Annotated in this window: 18 protein-coding genes; 8 read left to right on the top strand and 10 right to left on the bottom strand. The window is 35.7% G+C overall.

Annotation, left to right across the window (positions count from 1 at the left end; genetic code table 11):
- Nucleotides 1-38 precede the first annotated feature (38 nt).
- On the top strand, nt 39-1277 hold the full coding sequence (gene prf1 / locus TZ01_RS07105) for a peptide chain release factor aRF-1 (protein ID WP_048102098.1): 1239 nt from the start codon (nt 39-41) through the stop codon (nt 1275-1277).
- 31 nt (nt 1278-1308) lie between these two features.
- The gene (locus TZ01_RS07100) at nt 1309-2304 is read left to right on the top strand and encodes a TrkA family potassium uptake protein (RefSeq protein WP_048102097.1); all 996 of its coding nucleotides are present in this window, start codon (nt 1309-1311) and stop codon (nt 2302-2304) included.
- A gap of 5 nt (nt 2305-2309) precedes the next feature.
- Here the strand turns inward: TZ01_RS07100 and vat are convergent, their stop codons facing one another.
- The 3 genes from vat to TZ01_RS09225 all read right to left on the bottom strand — a co-directional run bounded on the left by vat (nt 2310) and on the right by TZ01_RS09225 (nt 6683).
- Complete coding sequence (vat, locus tag TZ01_RS07095) at nt 2310-4547, bottom strand: VCP-like ATPase (RefSeq protein ID WP_048102096.1); 2238 nt, start codon at nt 4545-4547, stop codon at nt 2310-2312.
- A 94-nt stretch (nt 4548-4641) separates the two neighbouring features.
- The gene (locus tag TZ01_RS07090) at nt 4642-6336 is read right to left on the bottom strand and encodes an FAD-binding protein (protein ID WP_048102095.1); all 1695 of its coding nucleotides are present in this window, start codon (nt 6334-6336) and stop codon (nt 4642-4644) included.
- Nucleotides 6336-6683, bottom strand: coding sequence for a Rieske 2Fe-2S domain-containing protein (locus TZ01_RS09225; RefSeq protein ID WP_052656831.1), 348 nt, complete (start codon nt 6681-6683; stop codon nt 6336-6338). Before TZ01_RS09225 ends, TZ01_RS07090 begins: the two co-directional genes overlap by 1 nt.
- 53 nt (nt 6684-6736) lie before the next feature.
- Between TZ01_RS09225 and TZ01_RS07080 the strand changes: the two genes are divergently transcribed.
- Nucleotides 6737-7558 carry an SMP-30/gluconolactonase/LRE family protein gene (locus TZ01_RS07080; protein ID WP_048102094.1) on the top strand — a complete coding sequence of 274 codons (822 nt, stop codon included), beginning with the start codon at nt 6737-6739 and terminating at the stop codon, nt 7556-7558.
- On the opposite strand, the gene TZ01_RS07075 is transcribed toward TZ01_RS07080, so the two are convergent.
- The gene (locus TZ01_RS07075; RefSeq protein ID WP_048102093.1) at nt 7555-8457 is read right to left on the bottom strand and encodes a mechanosensitive ion channel family protein; all 903 of its coding nucleotides are present in this window, start codon (nt 8455-8457) and stop codon (nt 7555-7557) included. The two genes, TZ01_RS07080 and TZ01_RS07075, sit on opposite strands and share 4 nt — an antisense overlap.
- 132 nt (nt 8458-8589) lie before the next feature.
- Between TZ01_RS07075 and TZ01_RS07070 the strand changes: the two genes are divergently transcribed.
- Nucleotides 8590-9996: an MFS transporter gene (locus tag TZ01_RS07070; RefSeq protein WP_048102092.1), complete on the top strand. Its 1407-nt coding sequence runs from the start codon at nt 8590-8592 to the stop codon at nt 9994-9996.
- On the opposite strand, the gene TZ01_RS07065 is transcribed toward TZ01_RS07070, so the two are convergent.
- The 5 genes from TZ01_RS07065 to TZ01_RS07045 all read right to left on the bottom strand — a co-directional run bounded on the left by TZ01_RS07065 (nt 9989) and on the right by TZ01_RS07045 (nt 15107).
- Nucleotides 9989-10957: an NAD(P)/FAD-dependent oxidoreductase gene (locus TZ01_RS07065; protein WP_048102091.1), complete on the bottom strand. Its 969-nt coding sequence runs from the start codon at nt 10955-10957 to the stop codon at nt 9989-9991. The two genes, TZ01_RS07070 and TZ01_RS07065, sit on opposite strands and share 8 nt — an antisense overlap.
- Before the next feature lie 36 nt (nt 10958-10993).
- A complete protein-coding gene (locus TZ01_RS07060) occupies nt 10994-11566 on the bottom strand; it encodes a DUF99 family protein (protein WP_048102090.1) in 573 nt (190 codons plus the stop codon).
- Between the two features lie 3 nt (nt 11567-11569).
- Nucleotides 11570-12433: a ribose-phosphate diphosphokinase gene (locus tag TZ01_RS07055; RefSeq protein WP_048102089.1), complete on the bottom strand. Its 864-nt coding sequence runs from the start codon at nt 12431-12433 to the stop codon at nt 11570-11572.
- A gap of 192 nt (nt 12434-12625) precedes the next feature.
- Nucleotides 12626-13645: an alcohol dehydrogenase catalytic domain-containing protein gene (locus tag TZ01_RS07050; protein ID WP_048102088.1), complete on the bottom strand. Its 1020-nt coding sequence runs from the start codon at nt 13643-13645 to the stop codon at nt 12626-12628.
- 49 nt (nt 13646-13694) lie between these two features.
- Nucleotides 13695-15107, bottom strand: coding sequence for an MFS transporter (locus tag TZ01_RS07045; protein ID WP_048102087.1), 1413 nt, complete (start codon nt 15105-15107; stop codon nt 13695-13697).
- 228 nt (nt 15108-15335) lie between these two features.
- Between TZ01_RS07045 and TZ01_RS07040 the strand changes: the two genes are divergently transcribed.
- From TZ01_RS07040 to TZ01_RS07025, 4 genes are all read left to right on the top strand, one after another.
- A complete protein-coding gene (locus TZ01_RS07040; protein ID WP_048102086.1) occupies nt 15336-15791 on the top strand; it encodes a peptidylprolyl isomerase in 456 nt (151 codons plus the stop codon).
- Between the two features lie 62 nt (nt 15792-15853).
- Entirely contained in the window at nt 15854-16204 is a 351-nt protein-coding gene (locus tag TZ01_RS07035) for a hypothetical protein (RefSeq protein ID WP_048102085.1), read from the top strand.
- Nucleotides 16204-16440, top strand: coding sequence for a hypothetical protein (locus TZ01_RS07030; protein ID WP_048102084.1), 237 nt, complete (start codon nt 16204-16206; stop codon nt 16438-16440). Before TZ01_RS07035 ends, TZ01_RS07030 begins: the two co-directional genes overlap by 1 nt.
- The gene (locus TZ01_RS07025) at nt 16409-18307 is read left to right on the top strand and encodes a type B DNA-directed DNA polymerase (RefSeq protein WP_052656830.1); all 1899 of its coding nucleotides are present in this window, start codon (nt 16409-16411) and stop codon (nt 18305-18307) included. The genes TZ01_RS07030 and TZ01_RS07025 overlap by 32 nt, the downstream gene beginning before the upstream one ends.
- Here the strand turns inward: TZ01_RS07025 and TZ01_RS07020 are convergent.
- Nucleotides 18290-19378, bottom strand: a complete 1089-nt coding sequence (locus TZ01_RS07020; RefSeq protein WP_048102189.1) for a Cdc6/Cdc18 family protein — start codon at nt 19376-19378, stop codon at nt 18290-18292. The genes TZ01_RS07025 and TZ01_RS07020 overlap by 18 nt on opposite strands.
- Nucleotides 19379-19413 lie beyond the last annotated feature (35 nt).

The following is a 19413-nucleotide window of genomic DNA, read 5'->3' as shown; positions in this document are numbered from 1 at the left end:
TTTCATTAAGGTTAAATATTATTATAAAATTTTCTGTTATGGAAAGCGAGGATTATAAGAGGTATGAATTTAAAAAAGCCATGGAGGAATTGTCAAGGCTTCATGGCAGGGGAACAGAATTAATTTCACTTTACATTCCACCAGATAAGCAGATATCAGACGTTGTCCAGTATTTAAGAGAGGAATACTCAACATCGGCCAATATAAAATCAAAGACTACAAGGAAGAATGTGCTTGCGGCAATAGAATCAATTATGTCCAGGTTAAAATATTATAAGCAGCCACCAGAAACAGGACTTGTATTTTTCGTCGGCCATGTTGCCACAAGGGGAGATCAAACAGAGATGTATACAAAAATCATAGAGCCACCTGAACCAATACAGACATTTTTGTACAAGTGCGACTCAAGCTTCCATCTTGAGCAGCTGACAGATCAGCTAAGGGAGAAGGAACTTTATGGGCTTCTTGTAATAGACCGAAAGGAGGCAACCATAGGCTTTTTAAAGGGAACAAAAATTGAGGTTGTTGACTATGAATATTCACTTGTGCCAAGCAAACACCGACAGGGTGGTCAGTCAAGCCGAAGGTTTGAAAGGCTTATAGAAATAGCTGCAAATGAATTTTATAAAAAAATAGGGGATATTGCCAATGCAACGTTTATGCCTGTTATTAAGGATATAATCACAATATTTGTTGGTGGACCTGGTGCAACAAAGGAATATTTTGTGGAGAAATCATACCTGAGGAATGAGATAAAGGAGAAAATAAAATATATGTTTGATATAGGTTACACGGATGAATCCGGGCTCAGGGAGCTCGTGGAAAAGGCATCGGAATCAATAAAAGATATGAGAATTACAAGAGAAAAGGATATAATAAACAGGTTCTTGAGGGAGATAAAAAAACCTGATGGCGGTCTCGGTGTTTACGGGGAAAATGCCGTTGTAAACGCATTGAAAATGAAGAACCTTGAATTATTAATAATTTCGGATTCAATAAGAAAAATAAAATATTTTTACAAATGTCCTGTTTGTGGCGCTGAAAAAACATTTACTGAGGAGCCTGAGGAGCAGCCACTGTGTGACAATGATGGGACTCCAATGAATTACGAGCGTGAGGACGATTTTATAGAGGATTTGTACAAACTTGCAGATGCTGCGGGAACCACCGTTGAATTTGTATCAGAGGATAGCGATGAGGGGAGGCTTTTAAAAACAGCATTTGGCGGGGTTGCAGGAATCTTAAGGTATGTCCCGGAAAAACAGTTGAATGTTTAAATAAATAAAAATTTATATTTATAATTTATTAATGAATGTGTATCCATTTTATTTCTTTTTTAAAAGGCTGAAAAAATACAGCAAAAACCATATTTTTAAGGCAGGGATGTTACTTGTTATCGTGATTATATACTCTGTATTCTCTGAATATTATCTGGAAAATAACATAGCCTCAAGTGGAATACATAATCTATTTACAAGTCTATGGTGGACCATGCAGACAATAACAACAGTTGGTTACGGTGATACACCAGTTTATGGGGAGTATGGCAGAATAAATGGGATGGCCATAATGTTAATTGGTATTGGCTCCCTTGGCTACTTTACAGCGGCAGTTACAACGATATTAATAGATTCTAGGCTTGCCGCAAGATTGGGTGATAAAATGGCGGTTGAAAAAAAGCATATAATTATTTGCAATTATAATGATACGGCAAAAAAGGTCCTTGATGAGATATCAGCAGCGGGTTATGATATTGTAATACTTAATCAGGATGATATACCGCAGAAAAATGATTATACGTTTATTAAGGGTAATTTTTTGAATGAGAATGACCTTATTAAGGCAGGGATTAAAAAAGCATCAATAATATTAATATTTTCAAAAAACGAGGATCGTGATTCCATGGCAATAGATGCTGAAACCATACTTTCGGCCATGATAGCCAGAAGGCTGAATAATGCATTAAGGATAATAGCTGAAATATTAAATCCATCCAGCAGAATGCATGCAGAACCTTATATTGATGACATAATCATAAAAGGCGATGTTTCCTCAATGCTTATTTATTCATCCATAAATATCCCGGGCATGCCGGAGTTATTCAATGAAATGTTAAAATCAGGCAGAATGGTGGAGGATGATATAAATGACGTCCAGAGGAACATGACATTTAAAGAATTTCTTGAGATAATGCAAAAGAATGGAAAAACTGTTATTGGTTTCAGGAAAAATGATGTGATAATGCTTGCAAATGCAAGCGATAATAAGGTTGATATGGATTCTTATATTTATATAAATAATTAAAAAAATTATTGATATAAATCTATATCATGCGTTGGCTTCTTTCTGGATGTTATATCCTTTCCCATTGAGGCGGCAAGATTATCATAGAATTTTATGACGCTTTCATCCACAGATGGCCTTATTGTACTCATTGCCTTTATGAAATCCTCCTGCGTTACCTCAGTTGCATTGGGATTGTTACGGTATGCCATCATTCCAGCCTCCCTGCAAAGGTTTTCTATATCTGAACCAACGTAACCTGCTGTTTTTTTGGCTATCTCCTTAAGATCAACATCCTTTGCAAGTGGCATCTTTTTGGTGTGTACCTGCAGTATTTTGTACCTTCCCTCCTCATCGGGCGGCGGTATGTAGATAATTTTATCAAACCTGCCGGCCCTTAGCAGTGCAGGGTCTATTATATCAGGCCTGTTTGTGGCGGCTATGACCACGACGCCGTTGAGCACCTCTATGCCATCCATCGATGTTAATAGCTGGTTCACTATTCTTTCGGTTACGCCTGAATCCATTGATGCACCCCTTCTTGGTGCTATGGAGTCTATTTCATCCATAAATATTATTGAGGGTGAAACCTGCTTGGCCTTTCTGAATATCTCCCTTACAGCCTTCTCGCTTTCACCAACCCACTTGCTCAGCACCTCTGGGCCCTTGACTGATATGAAGTTTGCGTTGCTTTCATTGGCAACTGCCTTTGCAAGTAATGTTTTTCCTGTTCCTGGCGGGCCATATAATAGGAATCCTTTGGGTGCCCTGATTCCAAGCCTTTTGAATACATCTGGATTTAACAGTGGAAGCTCAACAGCCTCCCTTAATTCAGATTTTACATTTTCCAGCCCACCAATATCGTCCCATTTAATATTTGGCACCTCAACGGTTACCTCCCTGAGACTGCTGGGTTCTATGGACTTTAATGCCTCGAGGAAATCCTCCTTCGTTACAACCATCTTTTCAAGAACCTCTGTGGGTATTGGCTTATCAAGGTCTATCTCTGGAAGATAACGCCTCAGGGCATTCATTGCCGATTCCCTTGTAAGCGCAGCCAGATCGGCCCCAACAAAACCATATGTAAGGTCTGCTATTTCCTCCATGAATTTGCTGCGTTCCTCATCAGACATTCCGAGTGGCATTCCACGTGTGTGTATTGTTAATATTTCCTCCCTTCCCTTTTTATCAGGAACACCTATTGTGATCTCACGATCAAATCTTCCCGGCCTTCTTAGTGCAGGATCAACAGCATCAATCCTGTTTGTTGCACCTATAACTATTACATGACCACGTTCCTTTAAGCCATCCATAAGTGTCAGTAACTGTGCAACAACCCTTCTTTCAACCTCACCCTGCACATCCTCCCTCTTGGGGGCTATTGAATCTATTTCATCTATGAATATTATTGATGGCTCAGATTCCTCTGCCTTCTGGAAAATCTCCCTGAGCTTCTGCTCACTCTGGCCGTAATATTTCGACATAATCTCTGGGCCGTTGATGGAGTAAAAATTTGCACCGCTTTCATTGGCAACCGCCTTTGCTATAAGCGTTTTTCCTGTTCCTGGAGGGCCGTTAAGCAGCACGCCCTTTGGTGGTGTTATTCCAAGCCTCTCAAAAAGTTCTGGATGCTTTAAGGGTAATTCTATTATCTCCCTTATCTTTCCGAGCTGTGCGGATAATCCACCAATATCCTCATAGCTTACCTTTGTTACCTCCTCGAGAACCTCGGATGCAGGTTCCTCCCTTATTTCAACCTGTGTCATGTCACCGATTTCCACCGGTATCTTGCTGGGTATTGTTTTTATGACCTTAAATAAAAGTCCGGTATGGCCTGCCAGCGTGAGTCCCGGGACGCTGATGCTATCTCCCTCTATTACAGGCCTCCTTATAAGCGCCTTTTGCACAAAGTCATCGATTCCCTCACCAAAACGTAGCCTCTGATCTTTTCTAATGATTGGTGCAAGAACCACCTTCTTTGCCTCCTCCACCTCAACCTTTTTAATTGTAACCTTATCACCTATGGATGCACCACAGTTGTTCCTCATAACACTGTCTATTCTTACTATGCCCTTATTTTCATCCTCAGGCCTGGCCCTAAAAACACGGCCCACAGTAGCCCTGACCTTTTCTATAGAAACCACATCACCGATTTCGACATTGAGGTCAAGCCGGGAAATTTCGTCAAGCCTGACCCTTGCCATGCCCGGATCAGTGGCATTAGCCTCAGCAACCCTGAGAACTATACCATTATTAGATTTCATAATCCTATATTTACTAAATAGTATTTTAAAATATTGAATAAATAAAAATTTATTTAAACGTTTGCAATTCAACTAAATAGCGCTTATTAACAAATTAAAATTTGTTGTGATTTAAATTATTTAACAGGCTGTCTATGAATTCGGTGGAATCCATAACTAAACCGTAATCTGAATGCTTAAATATTGATGCGTCCCGGTTATTATTCACAGCTATTATGGTTCCAGCATACCTTATTCCAACTATATGATTATCTGCACCGGAAATGCCAATGGCAATGTATAATGCAGGCGATATTGATACACCGGTTAACCCAATCTGGAACTGCCTGGGTATTATATGCATGTCCACCACCTTTCTGGTTCCACCTATTGCTGCATTGATTTTAGAGGCGATCTGTTTTATATCATCTATTTTATCGCGTGCCACCCCACGGCCCACACCAATAATAATTTTTTTATTAAATGCAGGAAAACCATTTTCAACAGGCTCGAAATCCAGATACTTTATATCATCAGAATGGGCAATACCTGAAATAATAACCCTGGCGTTATAATTTACATACCTTACCTTAAACATCCCGGGCCTTACTGTGGCAAAGTCTGGAATTTTTTTTGATTCAATTCTGGCTATAATACCACCACCAAATGCTGGTTTAAACTGTATCATTTTTGAATCCTCAAGTTTTATATCCACGCAATCTGCAGTTAAACCTAGTCCCAGGGATGCAGCTATAAATGATGATATATCCCTTCCATTTAGGTTTGATGGTGCCAGTATATGCCTGACATTGCTTGTTTTTATATAATTAATAACAAAATTTGCAAAATCTATGTTCAATGGTTTCCCAAGATATATATATTCATGGCAGGCAAGTCCATCTATTTTTTCTGGATCAATATTGCCGATGAAAACTATCCTGTATGATCCATTGGATAATTCAGCAATTTTTGATGCAATCTGCATTGATGTTGCCGGATCATCAACTGCCAGTCCAAGGAATATGTTATCAGATTCGTTATCATCAACGCTCTCTGTTTTTTCTGTAATCATATTTTCATTTAATTTTTGATTTAAAATGCCAGTAAATTCTTCAAATGATATAAATCTGCAGTTTCTGGAGTCATTTAGCATGGAGGTGCCTGAAACAACGGTTAATGAGTCCGAACCAGAAATACCTGTTATTTTATTAGAGTCAAAAATATCAATATGATAATTTAAATCTATATCTGGAACGGGCCTCGCACGGTTTATTTTTTCACTTACAGAAATTAAGGCTGGAAGTTTAAATTCTATAGTTCTTATGCCGTTATCCTCATCACGTTTCGCAATACAGGTATCCCCATCTATTTTAATTTCCGATACCGATGATATGAATTTATATCCGGACATGTATGCTGTTTCTGGTGGAACCTGTGATGTCTCACCATCCAGGGAATATCTCCCCATCAGTACAATATCAGGTTTTATTATATTTATAACTGCTGAGAGTATTTTGGATGTTACATATGTGTCTGATCCGCCAAATTTTCTATCGCTTATAAGTATACCACGGTCTATGCCCATTCTTATTGCTTCCTTTATTACGTCCATTGCACTTTCAGGGCCCATGGATGCAACTATTGTTTCATAGCCGTATTTCTCCTTGATTCTTACTGTTTCCTCCACCGCCTTTTTATCAAACGAATTCATCAGGAGTTTAACCCCCTGTCTTACAATCCTGCCTGTGCTGCTATCAAATTTAATTTCATTTACGTCAGGTACCTGCTTTATAAATACCAGTGCCCTCATTAAAAGTCCACCATTATAATACCATCCTCTATTTTTGTTTGGTAAAACCCAAGGTCTTTTATCTTTTCATCGCTCCCTTCGGGTCCAGCGGTTACCCTTCCAGACTTTATGTCAAATGAGGCGAAATGGTTTGGACATACTATGGAACAGTTCTCTATAAATCCCTCATCCAGTGAGGTATTTTCATGTGTGCAGTATAAATCAAGGGCATATACATGATTATCCTTCTTTATAATAAGCAGGGGCTTGCCATCGATGGTTATGCCCTTAATGGATCCATCCTTAAGATCAGTATCTTTTATGACATTATGCCACATAAATGTAAATCCATAATTTTTATTTAACATCTTTGGATTTTAAACAGGATAATATTTAATACCTTATATCTTATATTAAAAATATGTATGCAAAAAAAATTGAGGGTGCACCACATTCTTCCCTTGGTGAATCTCCCATGTTCTTTAATGATACACTGTACTGGATAGATATAAACAGCGGCACACTTCATTCAATGTATAAAAATACCTTTTCGTCTGTTAAGCTGGACGAGATAATTACCTTTATAGCCCCACATAATGATGGGATAATATACTCCACAAGAAATTCAATAAATTTTTACAACACTGAAAAAGCATATAAAAATGCGCTTTTTAAGATGGATTTTCAAAAAAATGTAAGATTTAACGATGGAAAATGTGACCATTCGGGAAGATTATTCGCAGGGACAATGGATATTAATGAGAAGAATCCTATAGGAAAACTTTACAAATTTGAAAAAGAACCAGAAAATATACTGGAAAATGTTACAATATCCAATGGAATGGCATGGAGCATGGATGGCAGCACCATGTATTATATAGATTCTCCGACCAGAAAGATAAGGGTTTTTAATTATGATAATATCAATGGAGAAATTATATCAGAGGGGCAATCCATAGATGTTAGTGCCTCACCAGGTGTTCCAGACGGCATGACAATAGACTCCGAGGATAATATATATGTTGCATTTTTCGGCGGTTCCCATGTATTAAAATTAAATAAATCCGGAAAAATTTTACTTGAAATAGAACTTGACGCGGAAAATGTTTCATGCTGCACATTTGGTGGTGATGATTTTCGAACGCTTTTTATAACTACTGCATTTAATGGCAGAAATGGCGGCGGTATATATATGTTTAATAATGATGTTCCCGGAATTAAACCGGATATATTTAAATTTTAATTTTGCTTTGTTTTTATTGATCTAACTGTTTTCATGCAAAATTTTAATATTTCACTTCTTGGTGGCTCCTCAAAATTTCCACTGCACATGGCCTCTATAACTATTATATATGTTGTAAATGTTGTTTCATAAATTCTTATTTCTGGTTCATTTAATATAAACTTAAAATTCTTAATGCCATCTTGCAGAATTGGGATAATTATGTCAGGGTCTATATCCTTTGATATTTCAAATTTCGTTCTAACAAGCCTTGAATTATTCTTCCCCTGAATAAAAACTGCCGCCTGTATCATAATGCTGTTGGGTATTTTTAATGGGACATTGTCATCTGTGAGTATGGATGTGTACATTAAAGAAATGTCTGTTATCACGCCTGTATATCCGGGTATTAAAAAATCGTTTGAATAAAACTTTGGAGGATATGCAGGTGCATCAAGACCATACTGCCATGTAGACACTGTAACACGATCACCAACCCTGAATGGATGGGATGCAACTACAGCTATGCCACCAAATATGTTTGATAATACGTCCTGTGAGGCGAGACCAAGGACAAGGCCGGCGAAACCACCTGCTGCAAGTGCAGCACCGATATCTATTTTAACAAATGTGAAGAATATTATAATTATAATCAGATACCCGACAATTTTTACTGTGAAACTTAAGGTTCCGGCTGTTGATTTTCCTATTGCCCTGGTGGCCCTGTTCATTATTAATGATGCTATGAGATTTACAATTATAATTCCACCGGCAACTATTGTTATTGCATATAAAAAAATGTCATACGACTCGAAGAAAGGGATGTGATATATTGTATCAAGTATAAATAAAACAGGGATTATTATTGCCAGTGATATGATTACAACTATTATTGATGCTATAAGGCCCCTTCTGTTCATTGTGTTTTTATTAACTGATCTTTAATAAAACTTTTTCAAATTTTAATATATAATTAATAGTAATTATATATAATATATAGATTATATGCATAAAATATATATCTTAACCAGCATTTTATATTTTGAGAAAAAATGTCTGATATATTTGAAGACTTTGATAAGAAAAAGTTTGGATGGTTTCATGTAAAATCCATTCTAACAACAGGTATTGGGGTTTTTACCGATGGATACGACCTTTCATCGGTTGGTATAGTTCTGGCCATAGTGCTTTCATCATACGGAATTACAAAAAGCACACCTGGATACGTTCTTTATACCAGCCTCATAGCCGGATCAGCGCTTATTGGAGCAGCGGTTGGTGCATTAATTTTTGGTGAGCTTGCAAGACGTGGTAGAAAAAAGTTCTATGGAGTTGATGTGCTTATACTTGGTATATTTGCATTCCTGCAGATCTTTGCCATTAATGTATATGCACTAATAATAATAAGGTTAATACTTGGCATAGGCGTTGGTGCTGATTATGTCATGTCTCCAATGATCATGGGAGAGCATGCAAATGCCAAAGATAGGGGAAAGACAATAGGATTCGGCTTTGGCATGATGTGGGGATTTGGTGCACTTCTTGCAGCCTTTGCATATATGATTTCTGGGCCAATCCTTGGGGTTTCTGATGCTATTCTCTGGAGAATTGTACTGGCACTTGGTGCGGTGCCTGCACTTGCTGTGGTATACCTTAGAAGAAAAATGCCTGAAACACCAAGATTTATAGCCAGAATAGCAGGAGACAAGAAGAGCTTTGAGGATGAGGTAAAATATGTTGCGAACAGGCAAATAAAAATAGAGGGAAACATAAAGGATGAGCATGGCTTCAGGTATTACTTCCATAAATACAGAAGGGAATATGTTGCCGCCATGCTTCTATGGTTCTTCTATGACCAGATAGCATATGCCGGAATTCTGTTCGGACCCACATTAATAGCTTCTAAGCTTGGATTATCACCAGATGCATGGACATACCTAATGGAGGTCTTTACACTGGTCGGTGGCATTGTAATGCTATCATTAATAGACAGAAAGGGCAGAAAGCTCCTTCAGATACTTGGATTTATTGGAATGGGCGCCTTCCTTCTGTTATTTGACGGCTTAAAATCAGTTGGGATAGTTGCAGCATTTCCAATAGCAGGAATGCTTGCATATGGCCTCGGCATGCATTTCTCAAATCAGGCAGGGCCCGGATCAATCACCGCCTCCGGAATGTACGGTGTTGAGCTGGCGCCCACAAAAATAAGATCACAAATACAGTCATATACAGTTGCATCCGGAAGAACAGGTGCATCTTTGGCATCATTTGTATTCCCTGCTGTATTTGCCGCATTTGGAGAATCGGTTGCATTCTATTATCTCTCAGCCCTTGCAATAATTGCTGCAGTGGTCACATTTGTATTCATACCTGAAACAAAGGGGTCCCTTGAGGAATCATCAAATGAAATAAAGGAAATGAAAAGCATAAAAATAGCAGAGGATCAGCCAGTCAGATGAAATGGGACAAAAAGGAATGGATATTAAAATCTATTCCAAATTCCAGAATATTTTTTTTAATATATTTTATTGCCTTTAATGTATTATAATTAATTATTCTGTTTTCCTGAACATTCTTAACAAATCTGTATAATATATTATAATAATAAAACTCTTTTTTTATATTCCTTTCATATTCATCTTTTAATGATTCCAGGTCATTATATTTTTTAAAAGCCTGAAATAGTATCTCTGCTGATTTCAATGAGGGTATAATCCCCTCTCCAGTTAACGGTGATACTGTTCCAATGGCCTCTCCAATGCCTATAATATTATCATTTGAAATGGCAGAAAATAATGGTTTCATCCTTATATTCCTGCCGGTAATCCTGATTCTTTTGTATTTATTAATCATGGATAAATCCTGCATGTTTTTTGACCCAACACCCACATGATATCTTCCATTTCCCAGTGGAAAGCTCCAAAAATATCCGCGGCCCTGGGGGAGAAAATAAAAATAAAAGTCCTTAAAATCTGAATTTTCTGTTAGGTATTCAATTGTATAATACTTATCATCCCCGGTTGTTTGTTTGATGTAGTACCTTGAAATACCAGTTGCGTCTATAATTATATTATCTCTATTTTCTGTTTTAATTATGGATTTTTCATAATTTATGCTTTTGATAATATCATTTTCAAATTTATTTTTATCAAAGGTTACAAGTCCTTTTGAAGCAAGATGCCTGCCAGCAAAATTATTGCCGGAAAATGTTATATCCTTTGCATAGGACATTACATATTTATCAAAATCAATATTAATATTATCAGCATATTTTTTTATAATGTTAATATTTGTGGCAAAGCCACATGGTATGTAATGGTCAGGCTTCTTTAATTCGAATGCTGAAACATCAAATCCTGAATTTTTAAGTCTTGTGTATATATAGAGACCTGAAATACCAAGTCCGGCAATTTTTATCATAGGATTTGAATAAATTATATTATAAAAACATTTGTTTTATGGCCGGCCATGGCTCTCTCCTGTTTTAATTGCAGTTGCTATTAAATGTGCCATCCTTACAGGTTCCGGTATGTTACCCATTTTAAGTGTTTTTTTAATTACCAGCACTGCGCTATCGTAATCAATTCCTGCATGGTTTATATAAAGATTTCTTCCGTTAACTGTTACCAGCACCGGTAAATTTTTATTTATTATATTAAAGCGGTAATCATGATCAATAAAATGCTTTTCCAGGGCGGATTTTATTGAATCAATGTCAGGTTTTTTTCTTATTATTGATATAACAGGTATGCCTGTATTATTATTTATTTTTTCAATATCCATTACATTAAAACCACCAAATGTAATTCCGTTTGTCATTATTATATTAATCTCCCTTAAAAATCGCCCATTAACCATTGATAAAATTTTTTCATTTACATCTGTACCGTCAACCGCAATTGTTCTTAATAAGATTCCTTCTATATAGCCATCCGGCTTTATAAGCACGCCGGTTAGTATTGTTTCCTTATCTACATTCCTTTTAAATGGGCCATCGTCTATGCCAAGGATCCTTATTCCCTTCTTCATATATTATATTTTTATTTTTCCTTGAAGCGCCCTTGCTATTGTGTCTGAAACAGTAATATTACTATATTTTGTTTCTATTGTATCTGTAACCGTAAGTTCATTTACATACTTTTCAATCTTAATATTGCTCTCCATTGCAAAAACCCCGTGTATTGCACAGGCATATATTTTCGCAGCCCTCCTATCACGCATCATCTGTGTTGCCTTTATAATGGTTCCACCTGTTGATATCATATCATCAAGAAGAAGTATATTTTTATCTGAATAATCTAAATCGGGCGGTTCCATTTTAACCGTTGTTGCATCTATTCTTTTCTTATCTATGTAATATGCCGGAACTTTCAATTTGGATGCTATAATTTTGGCACGGTCGTATCCACCATCATCAGGAGATATAACATAATCTATCTTTTTTGATTTAAAATATTCATATATTGGGTCTATTATTTTTAAATTAATGAATGGCACTGAGGCATAATTTATTGTTTGATTATCGTGCAATTCCACTGAAATTATCATGTCTGCATACTGGCTGACCGCCTGTGCAAATACCTTAGATGAAATGGGTTCACCATTATTGTACCTCATATGCTGCCTTGCATATCCAAAATAAGGTATGACTGCAGTCAGGCTCTTTGGACCTTCCTCACGTATTGCATTCAGTAACAGAAGGTATTCTATTATATCAGAATCGCTTCTTGTATTTCCGATTAAAATAACATCCTCATCCTTTAGATCTTCCTCAATTCTTAAATACATTTCATTATCCGGGAATCTTTTCCTGATAACGCCAGAAACACTGCATGATAAAATATTTGCAAGCCTTCTGGATACATTGTAGGCTGTTGAAGAGGGGACAATATACATTTTATTATCGTATCTTAATACCTAACTTTTAAAAAAGGTTTTTGTTATGGTGTGTTTCACTTTTAATTAAATCCATACAAATCCCGTAAATTATTAGATGTACATAAATAACATAATATTAAGCGTGAAAATTTCGCATCATAAAGACATTTAATATTTATTATTTTTATTTTTCAATTATGTTATTTAAAATTAGCTAAAATCAATAAGAACCCTACCAAAAATTTTTTTGTTTAACATATCCTCATATGCCTGATTTATCCCGTCAATCCGTATTTTTTTTCCTATAATTGGTTTTAGGCCCCTTGCATTTAATTCAAGTGCTGTTTTAAGGTCCTCTCTTGTTGATGATATGCTACCCTTAATACTGTTACCCTTAAGAATTATCAGTCCAAGAGGAAGGCTAACAGGATCGGGCTTAAGATTTCCTATAACAACCATGCGGCCACCTGTTTTAAGGCTTCTGAGGGTTTTATTAAACGTTGCAATCCCCACATCCTCAAGTGCTATATCAACACCATCACCTGTAATTTTCTTTATGTCCTTATTATAATCATCATCTGCATGTACAACATATTCTGCACCCAGTTTATAAAGTTCCTCATCCTTCCATTTTGAACTTGTCTCTGCTATTGGTATTCCACCAAGGGCCCTCACGATCTGTATTGCGTTTGATCCAACACCGCCACCAGCACCTGTTATTAGGACATAATTGCCCTTCTCTATTTTGCCAACCTTTTTAATTGCATGAACGATCATGCCTGTCACACATGCTGCTATTGGTATTGCCTCATCTGGAACATCTTCTTCTATTTTAACAAGAGAATTTTTATTGACATTTACATATTTTGAATACCCACCATTTAATGTCTCACCAAAACTCTTTTTATTAGGGCACAGATTTTCATTTCCGGAAAGACAGTAACTGCATTTTCCACACGGTACGTAAATAAGCGATGCAACCCTGTCACCTTTTTTGAATTCTGTAACATTTTTTCCTGTTGCAACGACAGTGCCGCCAATTTCATGGCCGGGAATTATGGGCAATGATACCCTTGGAAAAAAACCCTGCTGTGTTAAAATATCCCTGAAACAGACACCGGTGTAATGCTGCATTACCGTAACCTCATCTTCGCCAGGGTCTGGAATTTCATAATCCCTTAGAATTATATTGGAGTTGATTTTATCCAAAAATCCGGAAATAGAATCCATTTTTAAAATATAATAAAATTATATTTAAATATTGGTATGATGATAAAATTTAGTTATTTTCTGATTTCTCTGACCTGCTTTCATTTACACCTTTATTATATGATCCCGAAAGCGCCGTCATTGCATTCTCTTCCAGTGTTTTTCTTTTTGTTTCAATTGAAACAGCATAAAAGATAATGCCAGCGATTATGGACATTACTGTGTCATAAAGTAATGAATAATAAAGTCCCATTATTGCATATAATGTAAGCATCGGGAGTGCTAGGCCAAATTCAAAAAGTTTTTCCCAACCAACAGAAAGACCTCTTGAACGTGTTGTTGAAATCTCCGCGGCAGGCAGATACTGAAGTGTCCCAACAAATCCCACGTTAATAAAGAAGAATATTCCAAACATGGCAATAAGCAGCGGTATGGATAGTACATGGAATGTGTCTGCAATGAGCAGTATACCCATTGGCACTGCCCCAAGAATGAATCCGTATGTACCCATTTTTCTCCTTCCAAGCCTGTCAACGATTAATGATGTTATGGCAACTCCCACAGTACCTATTAAATCGATTATAAAGGTGCCCAAAACGGCCATGGTTGATGATGCACCAAGATTCTTTAACTCGGCTGATGAATAAACAGATGCCAGATTGACTGTTAATGCATACGCCGCACCTATCCAAAAAATGTATATTATTGCCCTTAAATTTTTTCTGTTAAAGAATTCTTTTATGTTTCCCTTAATCCCCTTTGGCCTCTTCACATTTATTTTATCAGGGTCTATCATTATGCCCTCCTTTTTTAATTTTTCTGTTATTTTTGGTATTAAATCTGTTCTTCCATTTTCCTTTGCCCACCTTAATGATGCGGGCATATCAAACCTAAGGCCAAATAATATTAACGCGGGCACTGCGGCTATTAGAAAATCATATCTCCATGCAAGCAGGGATCCAACGTCTATTGTTAATACAAGACCTATTAAAACAGTTGCAAGCGTACCAAACATAAAAAATAATTTTTCTGTTGATAAGAGTTTACCACGCCTTTTTGCAGGAGCATATTCAGATAATAAGGGAACGGCAGCAGCATAATCAACGCCGATGAATATTCCCAGACCAAGTCTTGTTATAAAAAAGAACAGGTAATCTGTTGAAACTGCACTTAATATTGCGAACAGGGCCATTCCAAGTGTGTCGTATAAGAATAATGATTTTCTGCCTATTCTATCACTAACTATTCCCTCAAGGATGGCCCCACCTGCAACGCCAACCCAGTATGCACCGGTTGCAAATGCAACAAGGTACGGAGGAAGATGAAATAATATACCAACAGCTATAAGTGCCACTGATGACCCAAACTCATTAAACGCGTCCGTAAATGGGCCAAGTGCTGCGGTAACTGCAAGTCTCCTCTGAAATTTTCCGACTCTTGCATTATCTATCACAGAGTAAACATCAGTATCATCGCCATACATACATTTTATTATTACATCATATTATTTAATAATTATCCGGTAATTATATAAATACTTAAATATCACCTAATATTTTTTATATAATATATTGACTTTATAATAGTAATTTTAATAAAAATTTTTTATTTTTATATTAATATTTGATATCACTATTAATAGATTATTACTATTATGGATATCCGGTAATTTAAATAAAAAAGTATATTATTCCATACATTATTATGAAGCATGACAAATGTAATATTAAGTACAACAATGGGTGATATAGAAATAGAACTATTTGATAATGATATGCCCATAACAGCAGGCAATTTTAAAAAACTTGTTGAGAAGGGATTTTATAACAACACCATTTTTCACAGGGTAATAGCAGATTTTATGATTCAGGGTGGCGACCCCACAGGAACTGGAATGGGTGGTCCAGGCTATACAATAAAGGATGAATTCACAAAAAATAATAGAAACGATAGGGGAACAATTGCAATGGCAAATGCGGGGCCAAACACAGGGGGAAGCCAGTTTTTTATAAACACAGTAAATAACAATTATCTGGATAAAATGCATCCAGTATTTGGAAGGGTTGTAAAGGGTATGGATGTTGTTGATAAGATAAGCAGGGTTAAAACAGACAGAAATGACAGACCACTGCAGGACGTTATCATTAAAAAGGCGTATATTAAATAACTCATTTTCTCATTTTTTAATAGTTATAAAAATATTTTTTTGCTGGATTTATATTAAAATGTATGGGTTTTTTAAGGATAATAAAAACAGATAGGAGCAGTATAAACTCACTGCTAAGCAGATATAAAATTGGAAAAATACTTATTTCCGATGGGATTATTCTTGATAAAACCGTTTTAAATTATAATGTAAAAATACAGAGAGTACTAACACCGTACCAGCTTGAGAATATACTTATAAACAGCCATGAGGGATCTTTTTTAATTGTAATATCAACCATAACCCTGGAATCATGGGATACAATGGAGCTTTCAGTGGTTTCTGATCTTATTAGAAGAATGGTTGCTTATGGTAATGACATTGTTATCAACCTTGCTGGCCCTGAAACACTAAACTGTGAGATGATCCAATAATGGGAAGGAATACAATGTCATCAAGAGAATATATAAAATACCTTGAGAATGATATATTGTTAATGTCCGGCCATATGAGGCGTGAGGATATAATAGTATTGAAGAAAATACTATCATTCGCAGAAAAGCATTCAAATGAGATAGAGAACAGAGACCAATTTTTTTTCTCCATTTTGATTGAGATTTATAAAGAGGCGGTTGAAAATGGAGATAATAGTAAACGCCACTGGTTCTGATTACATAAATCTCTGGTATCTTTCAGGAAATAAAATTACAAAAAGACAGATAAAAAATCATTCATGGATTTTTGTTTCAGGCAATTATTATGATATGTCCATGCTTGAGAGGAGCCTTGACTTTTCAAACCTTGTTTATGAGCATACAAAAATGCGGGACATATATGGATATTTAGATGGAATCAAAATATTCATGAGGCCATCACAGATTAATTATATTGCGAAAAAAATAGAGAATTCCTTTGGGTATAAAATTAAAATATACAATGCTGATATAAATCCTGTTTTAAGGTTTATGGCGTTAAACAGGCTATCGTTTTTTAAAATAAGATCCTTATACGATTATGATCCGGATATCAAAACTGCTGAAATTTATGCCTTTATCAAAAATAATGATGTATCCTATATTACAATAAATGGGAAAAAATACGAAAAAAACATATACGAGGAGTTATACAATGCCATAGATGATGGTTTAATAATAATCTATAACAACTATTATGGGGAATTCTCAATATTATTAAATAACATGTTTAAGCATGGCTACGCTATTGAATATAAGACCCACAGGGCCAGAAGTTTTGAATCGTATGGCAGGCACTCATACATGCCAAAAACAATCTCAATAAATAATAAGATATGCATAGATTCAAATTCGTTTATATTTCAGGAATCTGGGATAACAGGAATAGTAGAACTTTCCAGACTGTCCCTGCTTCCGCCTGAAACAGTATCGGTGGTAACTCCTGGAACTGTTGTTTCATCTATAGAGGAAAAGGAGGCGTTGCAAAGGAAAATCCTTATACCGTTCAGGAAGACTGATTATGAAAAACCAAAAACACCGGGTGAATTTTTTGAGGCTGATTCTGGTGGTATTGTTTTTACACCTGACCCTGGAATTTATAAAAATGTTTATGAAATTGACTTTTCCTCCATGTATCCTAGTATAATGGTAAATTATAATTTATCTCCGGAAAATCTTTCTTCAGCTGGCATGGGGCATCTGGCAATGTTTCTAAGAAGATTGCTTGAAACAAGGTTGTTTTATAAAGGCATAAGGGAAAGGTCAGATATATATATGAAAAGGGATATGGCCTTAAAATCTCTACTTTTAAATTCGTTTGGATACACTGGATATAAAAATGCAAAATTTGGAAGGATAGATGTTCATGAAAAAATAACATCAATTGGGCGCAGTATAATTATGAATTCCATTAGAATTGCTGAAAAAAATGGATTTAATTTTATACACGGTGTTGTGGATTCTATGTGGATTTATGGAGATGGGGACATACAAAAGACCATCAATGAAATCTATGAGAGGACAAGAATACCAATAGTTATAGATTCACATTATAAATGGATAGCATTTTTGCCAAAGAATAATGGCATTGGATCGGCAAACAGCTATATTGGTTATAAATATGATGGCACATTTAAGGTAAGGGGCATAGAGATGAGAAGGAAAAATATACCAGAGTTTATAAAAAAATTTCAGGAAAATGCATTAAATGAAATTAAATGCGATTTTGAACAAATAAGTTTTAGAAGGGAAAAAATCGATAAAATTAAAAGGTATTATTTAAATAAAATTAGCAGTTTTAAAGTTGATGACTTTAAAATAAAATTTACCATAAGCAGGCATATTAATGAATACAAAGTAAGAAATGGAACATATTACCTTATGAAATATCTTGATGGCCATATTAATATTTACCCGGGCATGTCGGTTGATGGAATAATTATTGATAAAAGGCACGGTATAATAAGACCGGATGCAGAAAACATTGACAGGGATTATTATAAAAGGATGCTTATAAGATCATTTAAACCGATTGATTTTATACTTTTAAATTCTGGAAAGTAGATCCTCAATTTTTTTTGAAAGCATTGATACAGGTGCATCAGTCACTGTAATATTCTTAACAACGCCTGATTTATTGCCATGGCTTACCAGCCTTGATGAAATAATATCAAGTTCTTCCAGTTTTTTAATTATACTGTAAATTATTGATTTGCCTATCTTAATATTGTATATTTCACTGTTAACCGCAGTTTCCTTTTTAATTCTTTCTATGTTTGTAAACTGCGATTTCTCAAGAAGGTTGCATATTGATAATAAAACAATTAAATCCTTTTTTCCAAGCATGGAAAGCCTGCTCTCTGTAATATATGGATTTATTATTGATACCGCAAAACGAACGTCGTCCGCACTTATTATTGTTGAGGATCTGTATTCTGCCATATATGCTGCCTTCTGAAGAAGCTCAATTGCATATCTTGCACTTCCAAATTTCGATGAAATTTCAGAGATAAAATCAAGTATTTCAATGCTGCATGACCCGGGAACTAGGGATTTAACTGATCTATCCCTTATAATGTCTAATATCTCAGGTTTTGTATATTTATTGAATGGGAGCTCAATAACCGTACCATAGCGCCTCTCAAGGTATAATACTGGGTTTTCCATGGATATAATAATTATGCTAAGATTTATATTATAAATTTCCTTTGATCTTAAAAGGTTGTATATGCCATCACGATCATTTCTAATGAGGCCGGATGCCTCGTCTATTGCGAGTATAATACCATTACTGGCATAGCTGGATGATTTCATAAGGTAAAATATATCATTATATGACATACCCTTATATGCTGTTGGCCTACCAAGCCTCAACAGAACGTGCTCAAGCAGCTGCCTGACATTCTGGTAGGATGCAGCATTTTCATAGATTAATGACGGAGTGGATTTCATTATAAATTTTATTGTTGATGTTTTTCCAGTTCCTGATGGGCCATAAATCACCATGTTTGTGGATATTTTACTTTTTGATGGCTGTATTAATGCTGATGTTATTGCTTTTATATGATCATCCCTGAAGAACATTCGGTCAGGCACATATGATAAATCAAGTGGATCAGGGTTTATAACTATCATTGGCCATAAAATCATAATGAATTAATAAATATTCT

Origin of the sequence: Acidiplasma sp. MBA-1, from assembly GCF_000949015.1 — an archaeon.
In the GTDB taxonomy this organism is placed as follows: Archaea; Thermoplasmatota; Thermoplasmata; order Thermoplasmatales; family Thermoplasmataceae; genus Acidiplasma; species Acidiplasma aeolicum.
The sequence above is the reverse complement of the archived record's forward strand: the minus strand, read 5'-3'. Positions and strand labels throughout refer to the sequence as shown.

What these genes read in the sequence shown, in the direction of transcription:
- prf1 (WP_048102098.1), top strand. Translation starts at nt 39, where the DNA reads ATGGAAAGCGAGGATTATAAGAGGTATGAATTTAAAAAAGCCATGGAG.
- TZ01_RS07100 (WP_048102097.1), top strand. Translation starts at nt 1,309, where the DNA reads ATGAATGTGTATCCATTTTATTTCTTTTTTAAAAGGCTGAAAAAATAC.
- vat (WP_048102096.1), bottom strand. Translation starts at nt 4,547, where the DNA reads ATGAAATCTAATAATGGTATAGTTCTCAGGGTTGCTGAGGCTAATGCC.
- TZ01_RS07090 (WP_048102095.1), bottom strand. Translation starts at nt 6,336, where the DNA reads ATGAGGGCACTGGTATTTATAAAGCAGGTACCTGACGTAAATGAAATT.
- TZ01_RS09225 (WP_052656831.1), bottom strand. Translation starts at nt 6,683, where the DNA reads ATGTTAAATAAAAATTATGGATTTACATTTATGTGGCATAATGTCATA.
- TZ01_RS07080 (WP_048102094.1), top strand. Translation starts at nt 6,737, where the DNA reads ATGTATGCAAAAAAAATTGAGGGTGCACCACATTCTTCCCTTGGTGAA.
- TZ01_RS07075 (WP_048102093.1), bottom strand. Translation starts at nt 8,457, where the DNA reads ATGAACAGAAGGGGCCTTATAGCATCAATAATAGTTGTAATCATATCA.
- TZ01_RS07070 (WP_048102092.1), top strand. Translation starts at nt 8,590, where the DNA reads ATGTCTGATATATTTGAAGACTTTGATAAGAAAAAGTTTGGATGGTTT.
- TZ01_RS07065 (WP_048102091.1), bottom strand. Translation starts at nt 10,957, where the DNA reads ATGATAAAAATTGCCGGACTTGGTATTTCAGGTCTCTATATATACACA.
- TZ01_RS07060 (WP_048102090.1), bottom strand. Translation starts at nt 11,566, where the DNA reads ATGAAGAAGGGAATAAGGATCCTTGGCATAGACGATGGCCCATTTAAA.
- TZ01_RS07055 (WP_048102089.1), bottom strand. Translation starts at nt 12,433, where the DNA reads ATGTATATTGTCCCCTCTTCAACAGCCTACAATGTATCCAGAAGGCTT.
- TZ01_RS07050 (WP_048102088.1), bottom strand. Translation starts at nt 13,645, where the DNA reads ATGGATTCTATTTCCGGATTTTTGGATAAAATCAACTCCAATATAATT.
- TZ01_RS07045 (WP_048102087.1), bottom strand. Translation starts at nt 15,107, where the DNA reads ATGTATGGCGATGATACTGATGTTTACTCTGTGATAGATAATGCAAGA.
- TZ01_RS07040 (WP_048102086.1), top strand. Translation starts at nt 15,336, where the DNA reads ATGACAAATGTAATATTAAGTACAACAATGGGTGATATAGAAATAGAA.
- TZ01_RS07035 (WP_048102085.1), top strand. Translation starts at nt 15,854, where the DNA reads ATGGGTTTTTTAAGGATAATAAAAACAGATAGGAGCAGTATAAACTCA.
- TZ01_RS07030 (WP_048102084.1), top strand. Translation starts at nt 16,204, where the DNA reads ATGGGAAGGAATACAATGTCATCAAGAGAATATATAAAATACCTTGAG.
- TZ01_RS07025 (WP_052656830.1), top strand. Translation starts at nt 16,409, where the DNA reads ATGGAGATAATAGTAAACGCCACTGGTTCTGATTACATAAATCTCTGG.
- TZ01_RS07020 (WP_048102189.1), bottom strand. Translation starts at nt 19,378, where the DNA reads ATGATAGTTATAAACCCTGATCCACTTGATTTATCATATGTGCCTGAC.